This window comes from Deinococcus arcticus, assembly GCF_003028415.1.
Taxonomy (GTDB): Bacteria; Deinococcota; Deinococci; order Deinococcales; family Deinococcaceae; genus Deinococcus; species Deinococcus arcticus.
In genome coordinates this window covers 112,926-138,381 of sequence record NZ_PYSV01000008.1, presented here as the reverse complement: position 1 = coordinate 138,381, position 25,456 = coordinate 112,926, and the positions used below count along the sequence as shown (strand labels likewise).

General features: G+C 69.1%; 23 protein-coding genes. 13 read left to right on the top strand and 10 right to left on the bottom strand.

The window, feature by feature from the left end; all coding sequences use genetic code 11:
- Positions 1–118: 118 nt before the first annotated feature.
- Complete coding sequence (locus C8263_RS10030) at positions 119–1,195, bottom strand: methyltransferase domain-containing protein (protein WP_107137980.1); 1,077 nt, start codon at positions 1,193–1,195, stop codon at positions 119–121.
- Between the two features lie 76 nt (positions 1,196–1,271).
- On the opposite strand from C8263_RS10030, the gene C8263_RS10025 reads away from it, so the two are divergent.
- Complete coding sequence (locus C8263_RS10025; protein ID WP_107137979.1) at positions 1,272–2,690, top strand: TrkH family potassium uptake protein; 1,419 nt, start codon at positions 1,272–1,274, stop codon at positions 2,688–2,690.
- A 40-nt stretch (positions 2,691–2,730) separates the two neighbouring features.
- Positions 2,731–3,390 carry a potassium channel family protein gene (locus C8263_RS10020; RefSeq protein WP_107137978.1) on the top strand — a complete coding sequence of 220 codons (660 nt, stop codon included), beginning with the start codon at positions 2,731–2,733 and terminating at the stop codon, positions 3,388–3,390.
- A 272-nt stretch (positions 3,391–3,662) separates the two neighbouring features.
- Here C8263_RS10020 and C8263_RS19290 read toward each other — a convergent pair whose 3' ends face one another.
- The 4 genes from C8263_RS19290 to lptB form a co-directional block, all read right to left on the bottom strand.
- The gene (locus C8263_RS19290; RefSeq protein WP_158263779.1) at positions 3,663–3,821 is read right to left on the bottom strand and encodes a hypothetical protein; all 159 of its coding nucleotides are present in this window, start codon (positions 3,819–3,821) and stop codon (positions 3,663–3,665) included.
- A gap of 17 nt (positions 3,822–3,838) precedes the next feature.
- On the bottom strand, positions 3,839–5,041 hold the full coding sequence (locus C8263_RS10015) for an ABC transporter substrate-binding protein (RefSeq protein WP_107137977.1): 1,203 nt from the start codon (positions 5,039–5,041) through the stop codon (positions 3,839–3,841).
- 83 nt (positions 5,042–5,124) lie between these two features.
- Positions 5,125–6,915 (bottom strand): DUF3084 domain-containing protein, encoded by a 1,791-nt coding sequence (locus C8263_RS10010; RefSeq protein WP_107137976.1) that lies wholly within the window; start codon positions 6,913–6,915, stop codon positions 5,125–5,127.
- A 20-nt stretch (positions 6,916–6,935) separates the two neighbouring features.
- Positions 6,936–7,718, bottom strand: coding sequence for an LPS export ABC transporter ATP-binding protein (lptB, locus tag C8263_RS10005; RefSeq protein ID WP_199188372.1), 783 nt, complete (start codon positions 7,716–7,718; stop codon positions 6,936–6,938).
- An 86-nt stretch (positions 7,719–7,804) separates the two neighbouring features.
- Here lptB and C8263_RS10000 point away from each other — a divergent pair, with 86 nt between their 5' ends.
- From C8263_RS10000 to C8263_RS09980, 5 genes are all read left to right on the top strand, one after another.
- Positions 7,805–8,980, top strand: coding sequence for a phosphopentomutase (locus C8263_RS10000; protein ID WP_107137975.1), 1,176 nt, complete (start codon positions 7,805–7,807; stop codon positions 8,978–8,980).
- Positions 8,981–9,147: 167 nt separating this feature from the next.
- Positions 9,148–9,669, top strand: a complete 522-nt coding sequence (locus C8263_RS09995; RefSeq protein ID WP_332888939.1) for a hypothetical protein — start codon at positions 9,148–9,150, stop codon at positions 9,667–9,669.
- A 172-nt stretch (positions 9,670–9,841) separates the two neighbouring features.
- Complete coding sequence (gene hisD / locus C8263_RS09990) at positions 9,842–11,191, top strand: histidinol dehydrogenase (RefSeq protein WP_107137973.1); 1,350 nt, start codon at positions 9,842–9,844, stop codon at positions 11,189–11,191.
- Positions 11,188–12,072, top strand: coding sequence for a drug/metabolite exporter YedA (gene yedA / locus C8263_RS09985; RefSeq protein WP_107137972.1), 885 nt, complete (start codon positions 11,188–11,190; stop codon positions 12,070–12,072). The genes hisD and yedA overlap by 4 nt, the downstream gene beginning before the upstream one ends.
- 20 nt (positions 12,073–12,092) lie before the next feature.
- Positions 12,093–12,662 carry an antibiotic biosynthesis monooxygenase gene (locus tag C8263_RS09980; RefSeq protein WP_233218755.1) on the top strand — a complete coding sequence of 190 codons (570 nt, stop codon included), beginning with the start codon at positions 12,093–12,095 and terminating at the stop codon, positions 12,660–12,662.
- 168 nt (positions 12,663–12,830) lie between these two features.
- Here C8263_RS09980 and C8263_RS09975 read toward each other — a convergent pair whose 3' ends face one another.
- Positions 12,831–13,850, bottom strand: coding sequence for a D-alanine--D-alanine ligase family protein (locus C8263_RS09975; protein ID WP_107138025.1), 1,020 nt, complete (start codon positions 13,848–13,850; stop codon positions 12,831–12,833).
- A gap of 298 nt (positions 13,851–14,148) precedes the next feature.
- Here C8263_RS09975 and C8263_RS09970 point away from each other — a divergent pair, with 298 nt between their 5' ends.
- The 3 genes from C8263_RS09970 (at position 14,149) to C8263_RS09960 (ending at position 18,423) form a co-directional block, all read left to right on the top strand.
- A complete protein-coding gene (locus tag C8263_RS09970) occupies positions 14,149–15,870 on the top strand; it encodes an ABC transporter substrate-binding protein (protein WP_107137971.1) in 1,722 nt (573 codons plus the stop codon).
- A gap of 479 nt (positions 15,871–16,349) precedes the next feature.
- Positions 16,350–17,372: an ABC transporter permease gene (locus C8263_RS09965; RefSeq protein ID WP_107137970.1), complete on the top strand. Its 1,023-nt coding sequence runs from the start codon at positions 16,350–16,352 to the stop codon at positions 17,370–17,372.
- 28 nt (positions 17,373–17,400) lie between these two features.
- A complete protein-coding gene (locus tag C8263_RS09960; RefSeq protein WP_107137969.1) occupies positions 17,401–18,423 on the top strand; it encodes an ABC transporter permease in 1,023 nt (340 codons plus the stop codon).
- Positions 18,424–18,515: 92 nt separating this feature from the next.
- On the opposite strand, the gene C8263_RS19285 is transcribed toward C8263_RS09960, so the two are convergent.
- Both C8263_RS19285 and ygfZ read right to left on the bottom strand, forming a co-directional pair.
- The gene (locus tag C8263_RS19285; protein ID WP_107137968.1) at positions 18,516–18,956 is read right to left on the bottom strand and encodes a hypothetical protein; all 441 of its coding nucleotides are present in this window, start codon (positions 18,954–18,956) and stop codon (positions 18,516–18,518) included.
- Positions 18,949–19,830 (bottom strand): CAF17-like 4Fe-4S cluster assembly/insertion protein YgfZ, encoded by an 882-nt coding sequence (gene ygfZ, locus C8263_RS09950; RefSeq protein ID WP_107137967.1) that lies wholly within the window; start codon positions 19,828–19,830, stop codon positions 18,949–18,951. The genes C8263_RS19285 and ygfZ overlap by 8 nt, the downstream gene beginning before the upstream one ends.
- Before the next feature lie 75 nt (positions 19,831–19,905).
- Between ygfZ and C8263_RS09945 the strand changes: the two genes are divergently transcribed.
- The 3 genes from C8263_RS09945 (at position 19,906) to C8263_RS09935 (ending at position 24,456) form a co-directional block, all read left to right on the top strand.
- Positions 19,906–21,558, top strand: coding sequence for an adenine deaminase C-terminal domain-containing protein (locus tag C8263_RS09945; RefSeq protein ID WP_107137966.1), 1,653 nt, complete (start codon positions 19,906–19,908; stop codon positions 21,556–21,558).
- 95 nt (positions 21,559–21,653) lie between these two features.
- A complete protein-coding gene (locus tag C8263_RS09940; RefSeq protein ID WP_107137965.1) occupies positions 21,654–23,300 on the top strand; it encodes a sensor domain-containing diguanylate cyclase in 1,647 nt (548 codons plus the stop codon).
- Between the two features lie 772 nt (positions 23,301–24,072).
- Positions 24,073–24,456, top strand: a complete 384-nt coding sequence (locus C8263_RS09935; protein WP_199188371.1) for a 2Fe-2S iron-sulfur cluster-binding protein — start codon at positions 24,073–24,075, stop codon at positions 24,454–24,456.
- Positions 24,457–24,491: 35 nt separating this feature from the next.
- On the opposite strand, the gene C8263_RS09930 is transcribed toward C8263_RS09935, so the two are convergent.
- Together C8263_RS09930 and C8263_RS09925 are read right to left on the bottom strand one after the other, a co-directional pair.
- Entirely contained in the window at positions 24,492–25,283 is a 792-nt protein-coding gene (locus C8263_RS09930) for a DUF421 domain-containing protein (RefSeq protein WP_107137964.1), read from the bottom strand.
- A complete protein-coding gene (locus C8263_RS09925; protein ID WP_107137963.1) occupies positions 25,273–25,452 on the bottom strand; it encodes a hypothetical protein in 180 nt (59 codons plus the stop codon). The genes C8263_RS09930 and C8263_RS09925 overlap by 11 nt, the downstream gene beginning before the upstream one ends.
- Between the last annotated feature and the right edge of the window lie 4 nt (positions 25,453–25,456).

The window sequence follows — 25,456 nt, the reverse complement described above, 5'->3', positions numbered from 1 at the left end:
GTGGCAGATGGGGTGTGGGGAGTGGGGTGTGGAACAACCTGATTCTGAACTCGGGCGTTTGTCAACCCCCGACCCTTCCCGCGCCCTGCCCCCCTCTTTGTCCACACCCCACTTTCCACTACCTCTTACTCAGCAAATACCCTTTCGGATGGTGCCCGCCGCTGGCGACCTGGAACAGTTCGTGGGCGTTCCACTTCTGCTGCCCGGCCAGCACCCGCTCGAACAGGCGGATTTCGTGGGTGATCACGCACAGGCGCCCGCGCTGGCTGGTCAGGCGGTGCATTTCCTGCAAGAAGGCGGGGTACAGGGTTTCGTTGGCCTGATGGGTGCTGATGGCGTCGCCCCAGGGCAGATCGGCCATCACCAGGTCAAAGGAGCGGGCGGGCAGTTCGGTGTGCAGGGCGTCACGCACCGCCACCTCGATCTCGCGCCCGGCGGCCTGGATGTTGGCGCGGGCGCAGGTCACGGCCTCGGGGTTCACGTCCACGCCCACCAGGGCGGCGCTGGGGCCCATCAGGTCACGCTCGATCAGCAGGGTGCCGCTGCCGCTCATGGGATTGAAAATGCGGTCCTGCTCGCGCTGCCCGGCCAGTTTGTGGGCGGCGTAGGCAATGGTGGCGTTCAGGCCGCCGGCCATGTTGCACACCCGCCAGGGCCGCGCGCTCAGGGGCTTCGGCGTGATGCGGGCCAGCACGTCCCAGCCGGGGCCATCCTGTTCAGGCCGCAGGCGAATCAGCAGTTCGCCGGCCTCGGGGTCGTGGGGCAGGTTCAGGCTGGTCTGCAGTTCCTCGGCGAGGCGCTGCATGACCGCCGACTCCTTGCCCGCCGCCGCCAGCCGGAACGAGCGGTGCGCCCCCATCTGTACGGTCCCCAGCAGAAAGTCCGTCAGTTCGCCCAGTTGCTGGTGGCCCAGCAGGCCGCGCGGGCGCGGTACATCCCAGGTGCGCACGCGGTAGACCGCCTGGGCCGCCTTCAGCCGGGTCAGGCGCGCGGGGTCGCCCGGGTACCAGAAGCGCAGGTCCCGGACATCGCGGGCCAGCGGCACCCCGGAGAGCTCGGTGGCCGCCACCTGTTCCAGGCCACGCAGGACCTCCAGTTCGTATTCGTGGGCCGGCTGGCGGGTGCGGTGGTCGCCCCGGGGGCGGGCTTTGCGCCGGGGCTGGGCGTGACGGTCGGGGCGGGCGGGGCGCGGCATAGCAGAACAGTATAGAGCCCCCGCCCCTGGGGGCTGCCGCCGCCCCGCCCGAACGGCGTACAATCCGGGCCGTTCTATGACCCGTCCGCCCCGCCCCCCCCGCGACCTGAGTGCCGGTCGCGCCCGCCGCCGCTTCTCGCCGCTGTCGCGCCTGAGCCCGCCGCAGCTGATCGCGCTGTCGTTTGCCGTGGCCATTCTGGTGGGCGGCGCGCTGCTGGCCCTGCCAGTCACCCACGGCCTGAACCCGGACGGCACGCGGCGCAGCGTGAATTTTCTGCAGGCGCTCTTTACCTCAACCAGCGCCCTGTGCGTGACCGGGCTGAACGTCATTGACCCCAGTAAGGATTTCAACCGGCTGGGGCAGGTGCTGATCATGCTGCTCATTCAGGTGGGGGGCCTGGGCATCATCACCTTCGGTACGGCCTTCGCGCTGATCTCGCGGCGCCGCGTGAATTTTACCGAGCGCCTGCGGCTGGCCCAGCAGGTCAGCGCACTGAACACCGGGGGGGTGCTGGGTCTCATCCGGGCCATTTTTCTGTACACCTTCGTGATTGAGCTGGTGGGCGCCGCCCTACTGGCCTTTCGTTTCGTGCCGCAGGAAGGCTGGGGCCGGGGCCTGTTCTACTCGCTGTTTCACTCGGTCAGCGCTTTTAACAACGCGGGCTTCGCGCTGTACAGCGATAACCTGATGGGCTTCGTGGGCGATCCGCTGGTCAGCGTGGTGATCGCGCTGCTGATCATCCTGGGGGGCACCGGCTTTCTGGTACAGCTGAATGTGGTGGCCCACCTGCTCAATCCCCGGCGCAACCGCCTGATGGTGCACAGCAAACTGGTGCTGACCATGATGGCTGCGCTGCTGCTGCTGGGCACGGTGGCCTACCTGGTGCTGGAATGGAACAACCCCAGAACGCTGGGGCCACTGGGCCTGGGCGAGCGCGTACTGGCCTCGTTCTTCCAGAGTGTGACCACGCGCACCGCCGGCTTCAACACCCTGGATTACGGCGCCATGGGCCTAACCACGCTGTTCATCACGATTATCCTGATGTTCATTGGCGCCAACCCTGGCTCCACAGGCGGCGGCATCAAGACCAGCACCTTCTACGTGATGATGGCCTCGGCCTGGAGCATGGTGCGCGGGCGGCGCGATACCACGCTCTTTGAGCGGCGCATCGACACCGACACGATTCTGCGCGCCATGACGGTGGGCCTGCTGAGCATTGGGCTGGTCAACGTGATGCTGATTGCGCTGCTGGGCCTGAACACCCGGGACGACGTGCGCTTTGTCCAGCTGTTTTTCGAGGCGGTCAGCGCCTTCGGCACCGTGGGCCTGAGCATGAATACCACCCCGCTGCTGAACCCAGCCCAGCATGTGATTCTGATTCTGCTGATGTTCCTGGGGCGCATTGGTCCGCTCACCTTCGCGGTGGCCTTTGGGCGCCCGCGCTCGACGGTGCCGGTGCGCTACCCGGCCGACAAGGACATTCTGATCGGCTGACCCCGCCGCTTTCCTGCACACCAGAAAGGACCTGTTAACAATGAAAAGCAAACAATGTCTTGTGATCGGGCTGGGCCGCTTTGGCACCGCCGTGGCCACCACCCTCTACGAAATGGGCCACGAAGTGGTGGCCATAGACCAGCACGAAGAAAACGTGGAACGCGTGATGAACCTTGTCACGCACGCTGCAATTGTAGACGCCAGCGACGAGCGCGCCCTGCGCACCCTGGGCGTGGGCGACTTTGACGTGGTGGTGGTGGCCATCGGCACCGACGTGCAGGCCAATATCCTGGCGACCATGAACGCCAAGAGCCTGGGCGCGCCCTACGTGGTGTGTAAGGCGATTGACGAGATGGCCCGCCGGGTGCTGGAGCGCATTGGTGCCGACCTCGTGATTCGCCCGGAACACGACATGGGCGTGCGGCTGGCCCGCCAGATCGCCACCCCGAACATTGTGGACACCCTGGACCTGGGGGGCGACTACGCCATCGTGGAAATCGAGGCCAACGACCGCCTGAAAGGCACCCTGCGCGACCTGAATCTGACGGGCCGCTTTGGCGTGCAGGTGATCGCCATCAGCCGGGCGGGCAAGATTGAGGTGACGCCGCGCGCCGAGGACGAACTGCGCTCCCACGACAAACTGGTGGTGATTGGCACCAGCCACAACCTTGACGACCTGCGGCGGTATCTGGGGGAATAGGCGGGGCGGGTGATCTGGAACTGCCAGCCGCTCCAAACGGGCCCCTTTGCAGCCTGTTGCGGGTCAGCACTGGGCCACATTCGTTCTGGCGTCAGACAGCTTCCGAAACATTCCGTCACACATGACGGAATGTTTCCGACCAGAGGACTCGCAGAGCTGCGTAGCCGAGCAGGAACGAATGCGGATTGCCAGGAATTGAAGTCACATCCCCTGTCTTTCCGGATGTGACGGAAATGGACGGCAGTCCGTATCAGACGGGCGCCCAGCTTCTTTCAGCCCCCGTGCCCCAGCGCCACGACCAGCGCCGCCAGCAGGGGAAGCAGCGCGCCCAGGCCCCACACCACCCCGGCGCGCGCCAGCCCTGGGCGCAGCAGAAACAGCAGCAGCGCCAGAGCAGTCAGCAGGGTCAGGAGCAGGTAGGCAAGCACCACGCCGCCCAGCATAGCGCCTAGCGTTCGGCGCGCTTCTGGGCCTCGTCCAGCGCGGCCTTGGCGCTCAGTTTGCCGGTGGTGGCTTTCAGGATGGCCTCTTCCAGCAGGGCGGTCCAGGCGGCGTACTCGGGCAGGGTGGGCCGGGGCACCGCGCGGCCAATCTGGGCATGCGCCGCGCGCAGCTGCGGGTTTTTCGCGTACCAGTCTTCCAGCAGGGGCCCGGCGGCGCGCCGGGGCGGCACGTAGGCGGTGGCCTGCACCCAGTGGGCCAGGCGCGCAGGCTGCATCAGGAACTGCCAGAAGGCCACGGCGCCGGCCTGCTCGGCGGCGGGGGTACCAGCGGGCACCGCCAGGGTGGCACCTCCCAGCGGCACTGTGCAGGCGCCCTGCTTTTCACAGGGAAAGGGCGCAATGCCCAGGTTGAAAAACGGCAGCTTGCGCGCGTCAATCCAGTTCGCCACGCTGGCCAGCACAAAGACATTCTGCCCACGGGCAAAATCGAAGGCGGCGCGCGTGGCCTCGTTCAGGGTGCGCGGCTGGGCCTGACCGGCGGCGCTCATGCGGGTCAGCTGGGTCAAGGCTTCCACGGCGTCAGGGCTGTTCAGGCGCGGCGCACTCCCCCCCACCAGGCTGCCCCCGCGCGACAGCACATTCGCCTCAAAGGTCCAGGCGTCGGCGGCGGCCACCAGCGGGCGGCGGCCCCCCGTGGCCAGCGCGCGGCTCTGGGCTTCCAGCTGCGTCCAGGTGTCGGGCGCTCCCAGGCCGGCCCGCTTCAGGCTGCCCGCGTTGTACAGCAGCACCGGCACGCTGAGATTCCAGGGCAGGCCGTAGGTGCGCCCACCCAGCTGCCCCGATTTCCAGGCCGCCGGGTAGATGTCACTCTGCAGCGCGTCCGGCAGGGCTTCAGCGGCACGTGTCAGGTCGGCCAGCTGCCCGCCTGCCGCCAGGGCCGGGAACTGGGTGAATTCCAGCTGCACCAGCGCGGGGGCCTTGCCCGCTTTCAGGGCGCCCTGCAGTTTGGGCAGCAGCTCGCGGTAGTTGCCCTGCACACTGGGCACCACCTCATAAGCGTCCTGGGCCGCGTTAAAGTCGCGGGCGTAGCCGGCCACCACACCCTGCACGCCGCCCATGGCGTGCCAGAACTCCACGCGCACGGGGGCGGCCAGGGCCGAACTCAGGGACAGGGCCAGCAGGGGGGTCAGCAGGGCCAGTCGGCGCATGGCGGCAGGATAGCGGCCCCGGCTGATGACAACTTGATACAGGTTGCGATTGGGTCTTGAGGCGGCCCCTGTGTCCGGGCCCCTCAGGGCAATACGGGATACAGGTCCACGCGGCTGGCGGGCTTCACGTCGCTGCGGGCGGCAATGCCCACCACTGCCGTGCCACCTGTGCGGGCCTGCAGGCGCGTGAGCAGGGTGGCGAATTCGGTCACGTCCAGGCCCTGCACGTACTCGCTGGGCACCCCGCGCGAGGTCACGTCCAGCACGGTGTCCTTGACCAGATCGCTGATCTGCTCCTGCAGGGCCCGGGCATCGCCCCCCAGCGCCACGCTGGCGCGGCGGATGATCTGGTTGCCCCGGAACAGCACGGCGTTGGGCCGGGCGTCGCAGGTGAGCTCCACGGGCAGGCCCGCCGCCGCGTTCTGGGCGGCGCGGCACTGCACGAAGGTGCTCACGTTCAGGCCGCGCAGCTTGGTTTCCAGGGCGCTGCGGGCCGCCGCACTCAGGCGCACGGCCGGGGTGCCGCGCGCGCCCCGGGCCTGGGCACTGCGCGCCGCGTCCTGCAAGAAGGCGTCGAGGTTGCGCACGCTGGGCACCACGGCGGCGTACACCAGTTCGTTTTTTGGGTAGGCGAGGTCACTGTTGCGGGTGGCACTCAGCTCGGCGCGGCTGCTGGAATATTCATCCTGCAGGCGGCCCAGGGTGTCTCTGGCCTGCGCCAGATCGCGCCCCAGGGCCTCGTTGCTTTTTTGCAGCTGCGCCTGCTGCGCCTGCAAGCGCGCCAGATCGGTGCGCACGCGGTCACGCTCGCTGGCGGCCTGGTCACGCTCCGCACCCAGGCGGGTGCGCTCGGCGCTCAGGCGGCCCACCTCGGCCTGAGCGGCGCGCACCTGGGCCTGCGCCTGCCGCTGCTGGGTCTGGGCGCGGGCCAGTTCGGCGGTGGCCTGGGCCAGTGCGGCGCGCGCCGCGTCGCGCGCGGCCTGCACCTCCTGCACCTGCGCCTGCGCCGCCCGGACCTGGGCCTGCGCCTGCCGCTGCTGGGCCTGGGCCGCCCGCACCTGGGCCTGGGCCTGGGCCGCCTGCACCTGGGCCTGGGCCTGGGCCGCCCGCGCCTGGGCCTGCGCGGCCTGGGTCTGGGTCCGGGCCTGGGCCTGGGCCTGCTGCGCCCGCGCCTGCGCCTGGGTGGCCCGCAGCTGCGCGGCTTCGGCAGCCTGCTGCGCGGCCTGGGCGCGGTCCTGGGCGCGGCGCGCTTCCAGTTCGGTCAGGGCCACGCGGGCGTTGAGGTCCACCACCTGGGCGTCCAGGGCCTGGGCGCGGGTGCGGCTGGCCTTCAGGGCGCCCTCGGACTGGGCCAGCTTCGCGCGGCTCTGGGCGGCGCGGTCTTCCAGGGCCGCGCGGGTCTGGGTCAGGGTCTGCACGCGGCGCTGCAGCTCGGCGGCCTGGGCTTTCAGGGTGGCTTCAGCGGCGCGCGCGGCGTTCAGGTCCCGGCGGGCGGCCGTCAGGTCACGCTGGGCGGCCTGCTGCTGGGTGCGCAGCCCCTGCGCTTCCTGCTGGGCGCGGTCACGTTCCTGCTGAGCAGCGCGAATCTGCGCCTGGGCCACGGTGATTTCCCGGCGCAGTTCTTCAAGCTGGGGCCGCAGCTGATCAGCCTGGGCAATGGTGTTGACCGCCGAGCGGTTGAGCAGCAAAAAGGCCGCCAGACTGGCCGCGCTGATGGCCATGCCGGAAAGCACCGCCACAATCAGGGCCGTCTGCTTGGGCCGCAGCCCGAACCAGCGCAGGTGTTTGCGCCCGGCCTTTTTGGCAATGGTGTCGGCGGCGTAGGCCACCACACCAGACAGAATCACCACGAAGGGCAAAAAGAGCCACAGCACCGCGCCTCACGCTCCCTGGGTCACAGCTCGAAGTCGTCGCCCAGATAGTGGCGCCGGGCGTCCTCGTCCTGGGCGAACTGGGCCGGCGTGCCTTCAAATTTCACTTCGCCGTCGTACATCAGATACACCCGGTCGGTCAGGGCGATGGTCTCGCGCACGTTGTGGTCGGTGATAAACACGCCCAGGCCGCGGCGGTCACGCAACTCGCGGATCAGGCGCTGAATCTCGCGGATGCTCTTGGGGTCCACGCCGGTAAAGGGCTCGTCCAGCAGCAGGTAATCGGGGTCGGTGGTCAGGGCCCGCGCCAGTTCCAGGCGCCGCCGCTCGCCGCCCGAGAGCTGGTAGGCGAAGCTGCCCGACAGATGCGACAGGCCGAATTCGGCCAGCAGCGCGTCGGCGCGGGCCTCCTGCTCGGCGCGGGAGAGGTTCTGGTATTCCAGGATGGCCAGCAGGTTGTCGCGCGCCGTGAGCTTGCGAAAGGCGCTGGGTTCCTGCGGCAGGTAGCCCAGGCCCAGCCGGGCGCGTTCGTGCATGGGCAGGCGGGTGACGTCGCGCCCGCCCAGGCCAATGCGCCCGCCGCCGGGACGAATAAAGCCCACCAGCATGTAGAACGTGGTGGTCTTGCCTGCGCCGTTGGGGCCGAACAGCGCCACGATCTCGCCGGGGCGCACTTCCAGGTTCACGCCGCGCACCACCGCGCGGCGCCCGTAGGTCTTGCTCAGGCCCTCGGCGTGCAGCACCGGCCGGGCCGCCCCGGGGCCGGACGCGGGCGCGGCGGTCGAGTGGGACAGGGGCGCGGTCACGTCTGGCAGCGTAGCACGGGCCTCCCGCGCCCCCCGTGAGGGCCAGATGGGACCCCCGGGGCCCGGGCGGCCCTTACACTGGAAGAATGCTGCTGACGATCATCGTGCTCGATTCTGTGGGCGTGGGCGAACTGCCCGACGCCGAGCGCTTTGGCGACGTGGGCGCCCACACCCTGAACCACACCCTGCAGGCGGCCCCGGCAGCGCTGCCGAACCTGGCCGCGCTGGGGCTGGCGCAGGTGGCCAGCGTGCAGACCGGCCCCGACACCGTGCCCGATGTACCCGCCCAGGGCGCCTACGGCCGCATGCGCGAGGTCAGCCCCGGCAAGGACACCAGCACCGGCCACTGGGAATTCATGGGCGTGCAGTTGCAGCACCCGTTTCAGGTGTTTCCGGAGGGCTTTCCGCCGGCGGTCATGGAGCGCTTCGACGCCGCCACCGGCAAGGGCCACCTGTGCAACCGGCCGTACAGCGGCACCGACGTGATTCGCGACTTCGGCCCCGAGCACCTGCAGACGGGCGCGCCGATTGTGTACACCAGCGCCGACTCGGTGTTCCAGATAGCCGCCCACGAGGACGTGGTGCCGCTGGAGACGCTGTACGCGTGGTGCGCCGCCGCCCGCGAGATTCTGCAGGGCGAGTACGCCGTGGCGCGCGTGATCGCCCGGCCCTTCCGGGGTGAATTCCCTTTCGAGCGCGCCGGTGAGCACCGCAAGGACTACAGCCTCGTGCCGCCGCCCACGGTGCTGGACGCCGTGAAGGCCGCCGGACGGGCCGTGATCGGCATTGGCAAGATTCCCGACATCTACGCCCACCAGGGCTTTACCGAGGAAATCCACACCGACCACAACGCCGACGGCGTGGCCAAGACGCTGGCCCGCATGCGGCAGGCGGCGCAGGACGGCACCTCGGGGCTGATCTTTACCAACCTCGTGGACTTTGACAGCAAGTACGGCCACCGCCGCGACCCCGCCGGCTACAGCGCCTGCCTGGCCGAATTTGACGCCGCGCTGCCTGAGCTGATTGCGGCCACCCCCGAGGGCGGCGCCCTGATCATCATCAGCGACCACGGCAACGACCCCACGTGGCACGGCAGCGACCACACCCGTGAATACGGCCTGCTGCTGATGCACCGCGCCGGCTGGGCGGGCGTGAACCTGGGCGAGCGCGCCACCTTTGCCGATGTGGGCGCCACGGTGGCCGAGGCGCTGGGCGCCGAGTGGCAGGGGCCCGGTGAGAGCTTCTGGACACGCCCGAGCTAGGCGGCGAACTGGGCGACCCCAGGGCGGAAGCCAGGGGCGACCTGAAGAGCGAGCCCCGCGCCGAGCTGAAAGAGGGGGCGTTCAGCCTGACCCTGTCGCTGGGCGGGCGTTACGCGGGCGAGCAGCACTGGGCCCTGACGAGCGAGCGCAGCGCCCTGGTTGCGCGCGTGCAGACGGATTTTGGCGGCGTGCTGCCCGAACTGCGCCGGGTGCAGCACAGCCGCCTGCACCCCCGGCACCTCACCAGCCTGGGCTACGCCGAGGGCGACGGCCGGGGCCGCCCCAGCTTCGAGGTGCAGTTTGACCGCCGCGCCGGCCTGGTGCACCTGCGCCAGGGCCGCGAGGAAGCCAGCACGCCGCTGGTGACCGAGTACCACGACCCCGTGAGCCTGCTGCTGTGGCTGCGCTGGCTGAGTGCCCAGGAGGGCGGCGGCCCCGAGCGCCTGGGCGCGCAGCTGACCGGCGGGCGCGTGCTGATTCAGCGCCTGCAGAGCACCGAGGTGGGCGGCGTGCCCTGCACCGGGTACTTTCTGCGCCCCGGCAACGCCTACGTGTACACCGAGCAGGCCGAGCCCTGGCGCCTGATGCGCCTGATTCAGCCCACCGATTTCGGTTCTGTGGAGGCCAACGCCCAGGTGCGGTCCAGCCGCCCGGCCCCCGACCGCGAACGCCGCCGCCGCAGGGTATAAGGCCCGGCTGGCCACGACCCGTCCAAACAACCGTTTGGTTTCCAACCACGACCGCGCGCAGACTGAATCGCCAGCGAGCGGCTGTGCTGTCCCCGCTGTCTCCACCTGCCACTTTCCACTGCCCCACGGCCTTTCCTACGCCTCACAACCCACACCCCTCCTGGAGCCCCCCATGCAAGTGTTGCAAGGCCCTGATGCCCGGCGCGCCCTGACGCGCACCTTCAACGACCTCCCGGTGCCTGACGCGGTCCTGGCCCGCATTGAAGCCACCTTTGGCGAGCCCCTGAGCCCCGAGGCGGTGGTGGAGCGCATTCTGGCCGATGTCCGGGCGCGCGGCGACGACGCCCTGCGCGACTGGACCGGGCGGCTGGACGGGTACCGGCCCGAGGTGCTGGCCGTGGGTGCCGCCGAACTGGCCGGCGCCGTGGTCGACGAGGCGCTGCACGGCGCCATTCGCACCGCCATTGCCCGGGTGCGCGGCTTTTACGAGCAGCAGCCCGCCCACGGCTTTCTCAACCACGGCCCAGACGGCGCGCTGGGCCAGCTGGTGCGGCCGCTGGGACGGGTAGGGGTGTATGTGCCCGGCGGACTGGCGCCCCTGATCAGCACGCTGATTCACACGGCGGTGCCCGCGCAGGTGGCGGGCGTGCCCGACATCGTGGTGACCACGCCCCCTGCCCGGGACGGCACCGTGCACCCCGCCATTCTGGTGGCGGCGCGCGAACTGGGCCTGACGCAACTGTTCAGGGTGGGCGGCGCGCAGGCCATTGGCGCCCTGGCCTACGGCACGGCCAGCATTCCCGCCGTGGACAAGATCGCCGGGCCCGGCAACCTGTTCGTGGTGATCGCCAAGCGCATGGTGTATGGCATGGCAGGCATTGAAAGCCTGCCCGGCCCCACCGAGACCCTGGTGGTGGCCGACGACAGCGCCTCGGCGCGCTTCGTGGCCGCCGACCTGCTGGCCCAGGCCGAGCACAACGGCGCCGAGCCGGTGCTGGTGTCCACCAGCCGGGAGCTGCTGATCGCCGTGCAGGCCGAACTGCACGGCCAACTCGAAGCCCTGCCCGAACCCAACCGCAGCTGGGCGCGCGACTCGGTGCTGGCGCGCATGAAGGTGGTGCTGGCGGGGTCGCTGGACGAGGCGCTGAGCCTGGCCAACCTGTATGCCCCCGAGCACCTGTGTCTGCTGACCCGCGATCCCTGGAGCCTGCTGGGGCAGGTGCAGCGCGCCGGCGGCGTGTTTCTGGGCGAGGCCAGCATGGAGGCGCTGGGCGACTATGTGGCGGGCCCCAGCCACGTGATGCCCACGGGCGGCACCGCCCGCTTCATGAGCCCGGTCAACGTGCGCGATTTTCAGAACATCATTTCTGTGGTGGGCCTGAACGAGGCCACGCTGCGCCGCATTGGCCCGGCCGGCGCGCTGCTGGCCCGCGCCGAGGGCCTGGAAGCCCACGCCCGCGCCATCGAAAGCCGCCTCGCACCTGAACCCGGGGACACCCCGGGCGCCTTCCTGCCGTCATGACCCCGGCCGCGCGCCCGGCCGCCACGGTCCTGACCCCGGCCGTGCTGCTGTGCCTGGGGCTGGTGTACGTGGTGTGGGGCAGCACGTATTACGGCATCAAGGTGGCCATTGAAACCCTGCCGCCGCTGGGCATGCTGGCCGTGCGGTTCGTGGTGGCCGGGGCGCTGCTGCTGACCTTCCTGCGCTGGCGCGGCGCGCCGTGGCCCACCGCGCGTGAGTGGGGCGCCAGCGCCCTGGTGGGCACCCTGCTGCTGGGCGGCGGCACCGGGCTGGTCACGCTGGCCGAACGGGACGCGAGCAGTTCGGTGGCGGCCATGATCATTGCGGTGTCTCCCCTGTTTGCCGCGCTGTTCGGGCGGCTGTGGGGCGAGCGCACCGGCGGGCGCGAGTGGCTGGGGATTGGGGTGGGGCTGGCCGGCATTGCCCTGCTGAACGTGGGCGAACTGCGGGCCACGCCGCTGGCCGCCCTGCTGCTGGTGCTGGCGCCCATCTGCTGGACCTTTGGCAGCCAGTGGTCCCGGCGCCTGCCGCTGCCCGCCGGGCTGATGGGCAGCGCCGCCGAGATGCTGACCGGGGGCGCGGTGCTGCTGGCGCTGAGCCTGCTGCTGGGCGAACGCTGGGGCACACCCAGTGCGGCCAGCCTGTGGGCCCTGGGGTACCTGACCGTGTTTGGCAGCCTGGTGGCCTATTCGGCCTACATGTATCTGGTGGCGCACACCCGCCCCGCGCTGGCCACCAGTTACGCCTATGTGAATCCGGTGGTGGCGGTGCTGCTGGGCGTGGGACTGGGGGGCGAGCGCCTGGGGACCCTGGGCTGGGCCGCGCTGGGCGTCATCCTGACTGGAGTGCTGCTGGTGGCGTGGCCGCGCCAGGACAGGTAGGCCCCGCCGTGGCCGACGACCTGCAGTTTCAGGCCCACAGCCCGGCCGATCCCATCAGTCTGGTGATCCGCCGCCGCATCCGCCCCGGCCGCGAAGCCGAGTACGAGGCGCTGCTCGCCGAGGCCAACACCCTGCTGGCGGGCATTCCCGGGCACCGGGGCACCGGCGTGATTCGCCCGGCCCCCGGCGAACACGACTACACCCTGGTGGCCCGCTTCGATTCCCTGACCAGCGCGGCGGCCTGGGAACTGTCGCCCGAACGCGCCGCGTGGCTGTCGCGCGTAACGCCGCTGGTGGACGAGCAGCTCAGCTTTGAAAAGCAGCCCGGCCTGGATTTCTGGTTCACGCCGCCTGCCGCGCCCAGCCTGCGCCAGCCACCCCGCTGGAAGATGGCCCTGCTGACCCTGGCCGCGCTGTACCCGGTCAGCCTGGGCACAGGCTGGCTGTTCGGCACCGCGCTTTCACCTTGGCTGGGCCACTGGCCCATGCCCCTGCGCGCTCTGCCGCAGATGGTGGTCGTGGTGGTGTCCATGACCTATCTGGTGATGCCGGCGGTGACGCGGTGGGCGGCGGGGTGGCTCAGGCGATAGGGGCGCGGCGCGGGAAGAACAGGAGACGGAGAGAGCGGTGGGACGGAGAGAAAGGGTCAAAACGGCGAGAGTCGCACGGCCCCCACCCAAAGGCGTTCCAGAGGACCGACACTGAATTTCCACATCTCAGGGCGCTGCGGTCTTCCTACACCCCACGCCACGCCCCCCTTACCGCTCCTCCAGGGCCAGTTGCACCAGCCGGGTCACCAGTTCGCTGTAACTCAGCCCCGCCGCCTCGAACAGCTTGGGGTACATGCTGGTGGTGGTAAAGCCGGGCATGGTGTTGACCTCGTTCAGCAGCAGCTCGCCGGTCTGTTCCAGATAAAAGAAGTCCACGCGGGCCAGCCCGGCGCAGTCCAGGGCGCGGAAGGCGGTCAGGGCTGTCTGGCGGGCCTGCTCGGCCACCTCGGGCGGCAGGGGCGCGGGAATGTGCATGGTCGCGCGGCCCTCGGTGTACTTGGTTTCGTAGTCGTAGAACTCGGCGGCAAAGCGCAGTTCGCCCACCGGGCTGGCGATGGGGGCGTCGTTGCCCAGAATGCCCACCTCGATCTCGCGGGGCCTGTGGGGCGTCATGGCCTCCAGAATCACCCGGCGGTCCAGGCCAAAGGCCAGCCGCAGGGCGCCGTCCAGCTCGGCGGGGGTGCTCACCTTGCTGATGCCCACACTGGACCCCAGGTTGGCGGGTTTCACAAACAGGGGGTAGCCCAGGTCAGCGGCGCGCGCCCGCACCGTCTCGGGGCTCTGTTGCCACTCGCGCCGCACGGCCAGGCGCCACGCCACCTGCGCAATGCCGGCCGAGGCCAGCACCTGCTTGGTCATGACCTTGTCCATGCTGACCGCGCTGCCCAGCACGCCGCTGCCCACGAAGGGAATACCGGCCAGGGTCAGCAGGCCCTGCACGGTGCCGTCCTCGCCCATGGGGCCGTGCAGCAGCGGAAACACGGCGTCGTAGCCCTCGGCACTGGCGGCGCGGTGCAGCACCAGGTCGCCCCCCACGGGCGCGGCGCCCTGTTCCAGCGCCCGCTGCGTTTCAGTGGGCGGCAGCCAGCGCCCCTGTTTGCTGATCACCACCGGGGTCACGTCGAACTGGTCGCGCGGCAGCGCCGCCAGCACACTGCGGGCGCTCAGCAGACTGACCTCATGTTCCCCGGACTGGCCCCCAGCCAGCAGCAAAATGCGCTTCTTCACGCGGCGCAGTATGCCACGGGCCCTGGCCACCGCCCAGGCTGGACGCTGAGGCCCAGAAGGCGCATGGCCGGCCAGACAGAGCCCGGACGTGGCCCCTGACCCAAAGGCTGGGCCCTGGATTCGCCCCAGCGCGCGGCCCCGGTATGGTCCGCGCAACCGGACACTGGTCACACCATCCCCAAATCTCCTGCGCTATGATGCGCGCGATCAAACCACCGACAGCCTGTCACGGGGCCTACTGTTGCATTTCGTCTTCGCCGCCCGCGCCCGCTGTCAAACGTAGCTCTACGGAGGCTCAATGAAGAAGATCGCTGCACTGACCACCCTGCTCGCCCTGACCACCGCCCTGGCTGCTGCTCCCAAGGACACGCTGGTCTACCAGAACGCCTCGGATATCCCCACCATGGACCCCGGCGTGACCTATGACACCGCCTCGGGCGAGGTCGTGGAAAACATGTACGAAACCCTGCTGACCTACAGCGCGGCCAGCCTGACCAAACTCGAGCCCCTGCTGGCCACCAAGTGGACCATCAGTGGCGGCGGCAAGACCTACACCTTCGACCTGCGCAAGAACGTCAAGTTCCACTCGGGCAACACCTTCAACTGCGCCGACGCCGAATACACCTTCGAGCGCAACCTGGTGACCAACTCCGCCGAGTCCGGCAACTGGTTTATCGCCGAGAGCCTGCTGGGCACCGGCGCCAACGCCAACGACGACAAGACCATCACCTGGGCCCGCATTGACAAGGCCGTGGAGTGCAACAGCGCCGGTCAGCTGGTGTTCACCCTGCCGTCGGTGGACCCCGCGTTCCTGGCCAAGCTGGCCTACACCGGCCAGAGCATCGTGGACCGCGAGCACGCCATCAAGATTGGCGAGTGGAAAGGCACCGAAGCCGACTGGAAGAACTGGGTGGGCAAGGACCTGACCAACTCCAACCTGAGCAAGCAGCCCAGCGGCACCGGGGCGTACAAGTTCGTGCGCAAGGACGCCAACGCCTTCCTGGCCACTGCGTTTGACGGCTACTGGGGCAAGAAGCCGGCCATCAAGAACGTGATCATCCAGAAGGTGCCCGAACTCGCCGCCCGCCAGCAGGCCTTCCTGCGCGGCGACGCCGACATGATCGAGGGCGGCGGCCGTTCGGTGGACGAGGTTCAGATCAAGGGCAAGGACGGCGTGCTGTGGGTGGACAACCTCCCCAACACCGTGGCCCAGGCCATCTTCATGAACCAGAACATCAAGGGCTCGGGCGCGCTGGGCAGCGGCAAGCTGGACGGCAAGGGCATTCCCGCCAACTTCTTCAAGGATGCCAACGTGCGCCGCGGCTTCTCCTACGCCTTCGATTACGCCAAGTACATTGCCGACGTGCAGAAGGGCAAGGGCAAGCAGCGCACCATGCTCCTCCCCGACTCGTTCCCTGGCTATGACGCCAAGATCGGCACCTACAAGTTTGACGCCAAGCAGGCCGAAACCTATCTGAAGCGCGCCTTTGGCGGCCAGCTGTGGAAGAACGGCTTTGTGCTGAACGCGAACTACCGCGCGGGCAGCGTACCGGCCCAGACCGCCATGGAAATCCTGAAGCGCAACATTGAGTCGCTGAACCCCAAGTTCAGGGTGAACATCACGGCCAAGCCCTGGAGTGAAATGCTGGAAGACTCCAAGAAGGGCACCGAGCCCATGATCATCATCGGCTGGGCGCCGGACTACGCCGACCCTGATAACTTCATGTACACCTTCTACTCCAGCAACGGCTACTACTTCCCCCGCAGCAACTTCAAGGATGCCCAGGTGGACAAGTGGCTGGAGCAGGCCCGCAACACGGTGAACACCTCCGAGCGTAACCGCCTGTACAGCCTGGTGGGCAAGAAGGCCTACGAGCAGGCGCCCTTCATCCTCATTCCCGCTGGTATCGGCTACACCTTTGTGCGCGACAACCTCGTGGGCGTGAGCGCCTCGAACTACAACCCCATGATCAGCTTCTCCAGCACTGGCACCTTCTGGAAGGAACTGAGCAAGAAGTAAATTAATAAGAAATGAGGGGGTTCGCCCCCTCATTTCTTATGGTGTTCTTCAATAATTAGCAGACGCGCTGTCCGTTCTTAATGCTACAGAAAATAGGCGCGGGCAGAGGCGTCACACCACCACCACCACCACCTGTACAATCACACACTCTAGCAGAAGCTGTAGAAAGGGCCAGCGTCGGGACTAAAAACACTAGGGCGATTGCAATCTTTTTCATATAAGCCTCCCACTAGTCGGTAAGCACCCCGACCAGCGTAAATATATTTTACTCTGAATAGCATGGTGTGTTTATATAAATTCGCTTGACACGAATAGGTTGAATATGGTAAGGGAACAATTAAAAATTAAGGTGGAGAGGTCCTTAATCCAACCTCATTTTTCGGGTATGACCAAAAAGGCAGCCACCCAAGGGAGGCAAAACTTTGTTACATTATACCGGCTATGTCTAGAGATTACGCTTTTCTAACGGAGAGGGGTCAATGCTTAATTTCATCCTAAGACGAATTGTCCAGATTCCTGTGGTAATGCTCGTCCTTTCGCTAATGATTGTAGGTCTGACACAGCTACTGACGCCCGAGCAGCGCGCCGCGCCGTACATCCGCAGCGAGCAGCAGGCCGCGCGGCTGGAGCAGATCATCGAGCAGCGTGGCCTGCGCGATCCTTTTGTGGTGCAGTACAGCCGCTGGCTGGGCGCCACCCTCAAGGGCGACCTGGGCTACTCCAAGGCAAGCAGCCAGGACGTGATCGTGACCATCAAGGAGCGGCTGCCCCGCACCATTGAGCTGACATTGGTCACGGCTATTCCTATTCTGCTGATCAGCATCTGGCTGGGCACGCTGAGTGCTCTGCATAAGGACAAGCTCCTTGACCAGGTGCTGCGCGTGCTGGTGGTTTTAGGCTACAGCTTACCCAGTTTTGTAGTAGGGATTCTTCTATTGGCCATCTTCTATGCATACCTTGGATGGGCGCCTCAGGCAGGTAACGTCAGCACGGAGTTCACTGTTGATTACTTTACGATGCCTAAACCCACAGGCTTCTTGACCATTGATGCGGCGCTGGCTGGAAAATGGAATCTCTTTTTAGATGCGCTCTGGCACATGATGCTCCCTGCGTTGACCCTGGTGATCGTGCTGAGCGCCAGCATCATCAAGGTGATGCGCAACAACATGCTTGAGGCGCTGACCAGTGACTACGTGCGCACTGCCCGCGCCAAAGGCCTGTCCAGCCGCGTGGTAAACAACAAGCACGCCCGGCGCAACGCCCTGCTGAGTATCGTGACTCTGGCGGGCTTCCTGATCATCGGCCTGCTGAGCGGCTCGCTGATCACCGAAACCATTTTCGCCTACCCTGGCATTGGGCAGTGGGTTGTGGATGCTGCCCGAGGGGTAGACTTGGCCGCCGTGCTGGGCTTCGCCATGCTGTCGGCCATCATCGTGGTGGTGGTCAGTACCATCGTGGACATTCTGTACGGGGTTATCGACCCGCGCGTGAGGTTCGACTGATGCCTCGCCCTGCCTTCCGGAGGACCGCATGACCACCGCCGTCGCCCCCACCGCCAAGGGCCGCAGCAGCTGGGAGCTGTTCTGGACCAGCCCGGCCATTCGCAAGCTGCGCCGTAACCCCCTGGCCATCACCGGCCTGATCATCACGCTGCTGTTCGGGCTGATGGCCCTGTTCGCTCCCCTGATTGCCAAGCCCAGTGGCAACTGCCTGCGCGACCTGAATATCAGCCAGGCCAGCGAGGTCTACAACCCGGGGCGCGCAGCGTTCTGGCAGGCCACCCTGGCCCCCCCAAAAAGCTGTTACCTGACTGAGCGCCTGAGCTTTCAGCAGCAGCCCACGGCTCCTGGCCAGGACGCCATTTTCGGCACGGTCAACGGCTACAACATCTTTTACGGCCTGGTATGGGGCACCCGCACGGCGCTGAAGCTGTCGTTCATCATCGTGGGTATCACGCTCCTGACCGGCGTGATTATCGGGGCCATCAGCGGCTATTACGGCGGCTGGGTGGACAACCTGATTCAGCGCTTTATTGACGTGCTACTCGCCCTGCCGCCCCTGATCCTGACAGTGGTGATCCTGACCATCCTGCGCGCCAAGTTCAGCGCCGGGGGCGGCGACTATGATCCCACCGTGCCCATGATCGTGGCCTTCTGTATTGCCGGCTGGGCCAGCTACGCCCGCCTGATTCGTGGTGAGGTGCTGCGCACCCGGCAGCTGGAATACGTGGACGCCGCCCGCAGCCTGGGCGCCCGCGACTTCCGCCTGATCATGAAGCATGTGGTGCCCAACAGCATTGCCGCCGTGTTCACCACCGCCGTGCTGGATCTGGCCACCGTGCCCCTGAGCATCGCGGGGCTGTCGTTCCTGGGCCTGGGTTTTGAACCCGGCTACTCGGAATGGGGCCAGCTGGTGGATTTTGCCCGCGCGTGGCTGAAACCTGAATACTGGTACGTGCTGGTGTACCCGGCCGTGTTTATCGTGCTGTTCAGCCTGGCGTTCAACCTCTTTGGCGACGGCCTGCGCGACGCGCTGGACCCCAAGTCCCGCTGAGCCCCAGCGTTCCCACCAGAGCACCGCGCCCAGGATTCAGGCGCGGTGCTCTGCTTTGCGCGGTGCTGTGTGGCCGACCTGTGCCGCCGGGCTTAACGTGCCCCGGCCGCCGCCTGCGCCCAGCGGCCCAGTTGCCGCCACACCAGCACATGCCCCAGCCCTGCCACAGAGAGCAGCGCCAGCACCAGTCCCCAGGTGGGTACGAACGCTCCCGCCAGCAGCAGCGGCACCCCGGGCACGCTGGCCCCCTGAAAGGCAGCGGTCAGGGCGGCCTGGGCAGGCGGCACGCCGGGCGCCCGGGCCGAGCGGCGGGCCAGCAGGTAGGCTGCCCCCGCCAGCCCCGCCGCCAGCAGCGCCACGGCCACCATGCCCCCGGGCGGCAGGGGGGCGCGGCCCTGCAGCGCCTGCACCAGCCCCACCAGCGCTGCCGGGCCAGCGGTCAGGGCTACCCCCAGGCCGTAAGCGCGCCGGGCCGCACGCCGCCGGGCGGCCGGCGTACCCGCGCGCAGGTCGCGCGCAAACGCCTCAAGCATGGGTGCCCAGCGGCTGCACAGCGGCGCCCACCGGGCCCACCTGCACCGCCGCGCCTCCGGGCAGATCACGGCGCACCCGGGCCAGACTGGCGCCCCCCGCCCACAGGCCCGCCTGCCCCACCACGCGGCCTTCAAAGGTCACCTCGTGGCCCGCTGGCCACCCGGCGCCGCCGGTCCCCTGCAGGCGCGCGAGATGGTAGCGGGTCTGGCCGCGCGCCTCCAGCCGGGCCATGATCTCCTGGCCCACGTAGCAGCCCTTGCGGTAGCTGATGGCCGGCAGCGGCCCGCCCAGGTCCAGCCCCACCTCCTGCGGCAGGGTGCCGCCCAGGGCGTCGCGGGCAATGTCGGGGATGCCGGCGGCCACCCGGGCCTCGTCCAGCTTGGCCAGGGGCACCTCGGGGCCGCCCAGGGCCGGGTGCAGCGTCGCTTCGTCGCGCGCCAGATAGTGCAGGTCCACGCCCGGGGTGCCGGTGCGGTTCACCCGGCCGCCCAGCACCGCCGCGCCCCCCAGGGTCAGGAGCTGGGCGTCTGCGCCTTCTGCGTCCCAGCCGGGCAGGTCGGCCGGCCGCCAGAGATGCACGGTGCGCAGCTCAGGCGTGGTGTCGTGCACCTCCACCTGATCGAAGATGATGTAGCGCCGCAGCCGCGCGGCCAGGGGTCCGGCCTGCCCCTCGTCCAGGTGCAGGTAGACGTCCTGCTCGCGGCGGTAGACCCGGGCAAACTGCTCGATCTGGCCGCGCACGTTCAGAAAGGCGCAGGGCACCAGCCCCGGCGTGGGAGCGGCGCGCAGGTGATTGGTCATCTGGCCATGCACGAAGTCCACGCGGTCGGCGCCGGTGACGCGCAGACTGCTGGAAGGAATGGAGGTCCACATGCGCCCAGGGTAAGGGACAGGCCCCCGCGCCATCTGTGGCCCGGGGGTGGCCCGCGCCCTGCCCTACACTGGTGCATGGCAGGACACGCAGGCAACGAGGATCGGCAGCGGCTGGTGAGGGCGGCGCGGGGTGAGGTCCCCGGCGACCTGCTGGTGCGCGGCGCACAGGTGGTGCAGCCCGCCACCGGGGAAATTTTTGCGGCGGACGTGCTGGTGGCCGCTGGCCGCGTGGCCGCGCTGGGCAGCGGCTTTGAAGCGGCGCGCACGGTGGAGGCGCGCGGCGCCTATCTGGCCCCGGGCTTTCTGGACGCCCACGTGCATATCGAGTCCAGTCTGCTGACCCCGGCCGGGTTTGCCGCCGCCACGTTGCCGCGCGGCACCACCGCTGTGGTGGCCGAGCCGCACGAGGTGGTGAACGTGCTGGGCACCCCGGGGCTGGCCTGGATGCTGGACGCAGGCCGAACCTCTGGGCAGCGGGTGTGGGCCAGCGCGCCGTCGTGCGTGCCTGCCAGCGCCTTCGAACAGGGAGGCGCGGGCGTGAACGCGGCCGACACCGCGCGCATGCTGGCCATGCCGGGCGTACTGGGCCTGGCCGAGATGATGAATTACCCCGGCGTGCTGGGCGGCGACCCCGGGGTGTGGGCGGTGCTGGACGCGGGCCGGGCCCCGGGGCGGCGCCTGGACGGCCACGCCTCGGGGGTGCGGGGGCGCGATCTGCAGGCGTATGCGGCGGCCGGGCTGCACTCGGACCACGAAGCCACCACGCCCGAGGAAGCCCACGAGCGCCTGCGCGCGGGCCTGTGGCTGATGGTGCGCGAGGGCTCGGCGGCGCGCAACCTGCAGGCGCTGCTGCCGGTGCTGCGCGGGCGCCCCCGCCGCGCCATGCTGGTGAGCGACGACGTGAGCGTGGACGAGTTGTTGGAGCTGGGGCACCTGGACCGGCTGCTGCGCGCCTGTGTGGCAGGCGGCCTGCACCCGGCGCACGCGGTTGCCCTGGTCACCTGCAACCCGGCCGAATACTGGGGCCTGCACGATTACGGACTGGTAGCGCCCGGCCACCACGCCGACTTCGTGCTGCTGCGCGACCTGCAGGGCTTTGAGGTGCTGGACACCTTCGTGGGTGGCCAGGAGGCCCGCGCCGGCACCCACACCCCGCCCCTGAGCGGCGGCGGCGTGACGCTGGGGCCGGGCTGGGACGCGGCCAGCTTCGAGGTGCCGGCCCACTGGCCGGTGATGCAGGTGCGCCCCGACCAGATCACCACCGGCGTGGGGGCCCCGGGCAGCGGCGACGCCCGGCTGGTGGTGGCCGACCGCTACGGGGAGGGCCAGTGGGCCAGCTGCTGGACCTCGGGGACCGGGCTGAGCGGCGCCGCCCTGGGCATCAGCGTGCTGCACGACGCCCATCACGCGGCGTTTCTGGGCGGCACCGACGAGGACATCCGGCAGGCGGGCCGGGCCCTGGAGGCGCTGGGGGGCGGCGCGGTGGTGGTTTCGGGCGGGCAGGTGCGCGCCCAGCTGCCCCTCCCCTACGCCGGCCTGATGACCGATCTGCCCCCGGCACAGGCGGCGGCGGCCCTGCTGGACCTGACGGCCGCCTGCCGCGCGGGCGGCTGCACCCTGCCTTACCCCGTCACCACCCTCAGCTTCCTGGGACTGACCGTGATTCCGGCGCTGAAACTGACCCCGCGCGGCCTGCTGGACGTGACCGCGTGGCGCCTGCTGCCGTAGGGCCGGGCCTCCCCCCCACCCCCACCGGCATCTGGACAGGGCGCCGCATCCGGGGCCAGTGAACCCCGGGTCAGGCTCTACACTGCCGCGAGGCCATGTCTGCCCCGCCCTCCTCGCTGCCCCAGTGGCGCACGCGCACGCCTGCGCAGGCGCTGCGGGTGTTTGCGGCCTCGCGGGCGTGGCTGCTGGCGGCGCTGCTGCTGACCCAGGCCCTCACGCTGGGCGCCGCGCTGTGGACCGAACGCCAGCTGCAGGAACGCGCCCTGCGGGCCCAGGCCCAGACCAACCTCACCCAGATGGCGCAGCTGACCTCGGTGAGCGTGCAGACCTATCTGCAGTCGGCCGAACAGATGGTGCGCCTGGGACAGGGCAACGTGCGCGCGGGCCTGCTGCGCCCGGCCGATGGGGCCCAGACCCTGCGGGCCTTTGACACGCTGCTGGACGCCCTGCCGCAGCTGAGCGGCGTGATGGCCGCCCAGGACGACGGCCGCTTTGCCTTCGTGCGGCGCGACGGGCCCGGGGGCCAGGGCCGCTTTACCCGGCTGATTGAGGTGCAGCCGGCCCGGCGCGTGACCAGCCGCACCCTGAACGCGGCGGCACAGGTGCTGAGTACCACCCAGCAAGATGAAGGCTATGACCCCCGGGCGCGGCCCTGGTACCGGCTGGCCCGCGCCCGTCCCGGGCAGGTGGTGTGGACCGATCCCTACGTGTTTGCCACCTCGCAGGAACCGGGGGTCACGGCGGCGCTGGCCGAACGCGGCGGCCCCGTGATTGGGGTGGACGTGCAGTTGCAACAACTGGCTGACCTGCTGCGCCGCCTGCCGCTGGGGCCCCAGGGCCGGGCCTTTCTGGCCGATGCCCAGGGCCGCGCCATCGCCACCTCGCGGGCGTGGCCGCAGGAGCAGGGCGGCGTGCCGCTGCTGTCCGAGGTGGCCGACGCGCCGCTGCACGTCCTGCTGGACCCGCGCGGGCGGCCCCGGCTGTTTCCGCAGGCCCACTGGGTCACCCTGGAGGGCGAGCTGTACGCGGCGGTGGTGCAGCCCGTGCAGGTGAAGCCGGGCGTGGAGTGGGTGGTGGGGGTGTATGGGCCGGCCGCCGAGCTGATGGGCAGCCCCGGGCGGCGCGGCGCGTGGCCCTTTGTGCTGCTGGTGAGCCTGCTGAGCGCCCTGCTGGCGTGGCCGCTGGTGCGCCGGGCCACCCGGCCGCTGGCCGAGTTGCAGCGCCAGGCCACCACCGACCCCCTGACCGGGCTGCCCAACCGCGCCAGCTTTCTGGCCGAACTGGACGAGGTGCTGCGCCAGCCGCCCCCCGGTGCCCTGGGCGTGGCCATTTTCGACCTGGACGGCTTCAAGGCCGTGAATGACACCTACGGCCACCCGGCGGGCGACGAGGTGCTGCACGCGGTGGGCGCACGTATGCTGGCCGCCGCCCATATTGGCGACACGCTGGGGCGGCTGGGCGGCGACGAATTTGCCCTGATTGTGCAGGCCGACAGCGCCGAGGAGGTGCGCCTGCGGGTGGAAGGGGTGCTGGACGCCCTGGGGCGGCGCCCGGTGGTGGCAGCGGGCGTGCCCCACGCCCTGACGAGCACCGCTGGCCTGGCGTTCGTGCCGCCCGGCAGCGCGCCCACCCCCAGCCTGATGCTGGCCCGCGCCGACACCGCCCTGATCCGGGGCAAGCGGCGCGAGAAGGGCCGGGTGTGGGTGGACGGCGAGGTGACCATGCCCACCCTGTTCCGCTGATCAGCACGTCGGTTGAACCGTTTTGAGCAACGATTCGGACAGTTTCAGCATCCCCGGGAATGGGCAGCGATCAACCCGGCCTCTTTGCTCTTCCCACCTTGCGGGGGACTCGCAGAGCTGCGCCGCAGAGGCTGGGAGGGGGGTGACAGGACTGACGTTCCAGACGACGTTTTCGCAACTGGCGCCCCCCACTGCTTGAAAAGTGTCCGCACCTTTGTTTTATACGGATTCCGTCTATAACGCCCACAATCCGGAACAGAACCGGATTGCCAAGGACGTTGCCCCTCATGGTGCGACTGTTCAGGAGAGCACCGAACAGTCTCCACGCCCGGCGCAACGTCCTTTTTTCGATCCTCGCGCTGCGGCGCCGCTGTCCCCGCCCGCTCGGTTGATCGGGGGCTTGGCGGCGAGTGACTGAACGCCACGCCCGGAAACCGTTTCTCTCCTGCTCACTGTGCGAAGCAGCTCTACAAGTCGGCCCGGATTGAATCGTGTCTGCAAATGATTCATACAGGTTCCGAAAAGTTCCGTAACGTGTTACGGAACTTCTCCGACCAGAGGGAGCAGGAAAGAAGGCGGATTTCCGGGAATTGGGCTGGAACAGCGCCGAAGGCGGGGAACATCCGGCTCTCTCCCGGATGTGACGAAAATGGACGGCAGTCCGTATCAGTCGGAGCCCGGATGACACACGATTCAGTCCGGGCCGCGCGAGCTGGAGCAACACAGCTTCCGCTGGGCGCAGCACACGCGGCCTCCATGTCATGCTGGGCCCATGACCCAACAGATCACGGTGCAGGTGGAAGGCTACGGCGAGATTCAGGCGCAGGCCGGCGAGCGGCTGGTGCTGGCACTGGAACGCGGCGGGGTGGACATCCTGCACCGCTGCGGGGGCGTCGCGCGCTGCACCACCTGCCGCGTGAGCTTTCAGGCGGGCGAGCCCGACGCCATGACGGCCGCCGAGTACGACAAGCTGCAGGAAAAGGGCCTGCTGGGCACTGCCCGGCTCTCGTGCCAGCTGGAATGCGCCCCGGACATGGAGCTGACCCCGCTGCAGACCGCCCGCAGCAGCGGCCTGGAACCCGGCAAGACCCCTGCCGAGCAGATTGAACCGGAGCCCGTCTGGACCACCCGCCCCGGCGCTTCCACCGAGGGCTAAAGGCCAAGTCCAGCGCCCACCTTCCCCACGGACCCTCAGCGGGTGCCGGGGACACCGGGGCCGCGCCCGCCGCCCTCGCCACGTTCCTCTGGAGCGGGGGGTTCGCCCGGGCTCAGGGGGTCGGCGGTGGCCGGAGTCCAGCGCGTGCCGCCGCAGGTGCAGCTGATGCTGGCCAGGGGCTCACCGGGCGCCGGGGCCGGGCGCACCGCGCCGCAGTTCAGGCAGGCCATGGGGCCCCGGTAATCATCGGCCGGGCTCAGTTCGCGCGGGGGTTCCAGGTCCCAGGGAGGCACCACGGCCAGCCCGGGCGGTGGATCACTGGCATGGGTAAACACCGTCAGGGCGCCGTCCTGCTCGAAGTACAGGCGCTGCACCTGCCCCAGCTGCCGCACGCCCTGGGCCCGCAGGCGCTCGAACACGTCCTCGCGGCTGAGGTTGGCGCGCGCCATCGCCTGACGGCTGAGCACCCCGTCGCGCACAAGTTCGATGGGCGTGCCCTCCACAAAGGTCTCGACCCGCTCGCTGTGAATCACGAGGTACGACAGCAGACGCTGCAGGCCCACCACCAGCGCCAGCACCAGCATGCCGTGCAGCAGCGGCACCTCGGGGTAGAACATGGGGTCCCCGGCCGCCGAGCCCAGCCCAATCACGATGGCCAGTTCCAGCGGGCTCAGCTGCGCCAGTCCGCGCTTGCCGGTCACGCGCAGCAAAAACACCAGCCACAGAAACATCAGCGCTGTGCGGAACACCACTTCCAGCAGAAACAGGGGCGGCACGTCCCCCAGGAACATGCGGCCCCAGTCAAACGGCACAATCTCAGCGCTCATGAAGAGCCTCCTCTGCGGTCAGGCCCAGGCCCGCCAGAATGCGCGCGCGGTCCCAGCCGGTCAGGGCCGACAGCTCGGCCAGCGTCTGCTCGAATTCTGGCCCGGGTGGCAGCGCGCGCAACTGCCGCCACAGGGCGTTGCGCCGCGCCAGCACAGCCCGCCGGGTCACCGCC

Coding starts and splice junctions, on each gene's coding strand:
- C8263_RS09935 (WP_199188371.1), top strand. CDS start 24,073: ATGACCCAACAGATCACGGTGCAGGTGGAAGGCTACGGCGAGATTCAG.
- C8263_RS09940 (WP_107137965.1), top strand. CDS start 21,654: ATGTCTGCCCCGCCCTCCTCGCTGCCCCAGTGGCGCACGCGCACGCCT.
- C8263_RS09965 (WP_107137970.1), top strand. CDS start 16,350: ATGCTTAATTTCATCCTAAGACGAATTGTCCAGATTCCTGTGGTAATG.
- C8263_RS10000 (WP_107137975.1), top strand. CDS start 7,805: ATGCTGCTGACGATCATCGTGCTCGATTCTGTGGGCGTGGGCGAACTG.
- C8263_RS09945 (WP_107137966.1), top strand. CDS start 19,906: ATGGCAGGACACGCAGGCAACGAGGATCGGCAGCGGCTGGTGAGGGCG.
- yedA (WP_107137972.1), top strand. CDS start 11,188: ATGACCCCGGCCGCGCGCCCGGCCGCCACGGTCCTGACCCCGGCCGTG.
- C8263_RS09970 (WP_107137971.1), top strand. CDS start 14,149: ATGAAGAAGATCGCTGCACTGACCACCCTGCTCGCCCTGACCACCGCC.
- C8263_RS19285 (WP_107137968.1), bottom strand. CDS start 18,956: ATGCTTGAGGCGTTTGCGCGCGACCTGCGCGCGGGTACGCCGGCCGCC.
- C8263_RS10020 (WP_107137978.1), top strand. CDS start 2,731: ATGAAAAGCAAACAATGTCTTGTGATCGGGCTGGGCCGCTTTGGCACC.
- C8263_RS10015 (WP_107137977.1), bottom strand. CDS start 5,041: ATGCGCCGACTGGCCCTGCTGACCCCCCTGCTGGCCCTGTCCCTGAGT.
- C8263_RS09960 (WP_107137969.1), top strand. CDS start 17,401: ATGACCACCGCCGTCGCCCCCACCGCCAAGGGCCGCAGCAGCTGGGAG.
- ygfZ (WP_107137967.1), bottom strand. CDS start 19,830: ATGTGGACCTCCATTCCTTCCAGCAGTCTGCGCGTCACCGGCGCCGAC.
- C8263_RS10025 (WP_107137979.1), top strand. CDS start 1,272: ATGACCCGTCCGCCCCGCCCCCCCCGCGACCTGAGTGCCGGTCGCGCC.
- C8263_RS09930 (WP_107137964.1), bottom strand. CDS start 25,283: ATGAGCGCTGAGATTGTGCCGTTTGACTGGGGCCGCATGTTCCTGGGG.
- C8263_RS10030 (WP_107137980.1), bottom strand. CDS start 1,195: ATGCCGCGCCCCGCCCGCCCCGACCGTCACGCCCAGCCCCGGCGCAAA.
- hisD (WP_107137973.1), top strand. CDS start 9,842: ATGCAAGTGTTGCAAGGCCCTGATGCCCGGCGCGCCCTGACGCGCACC.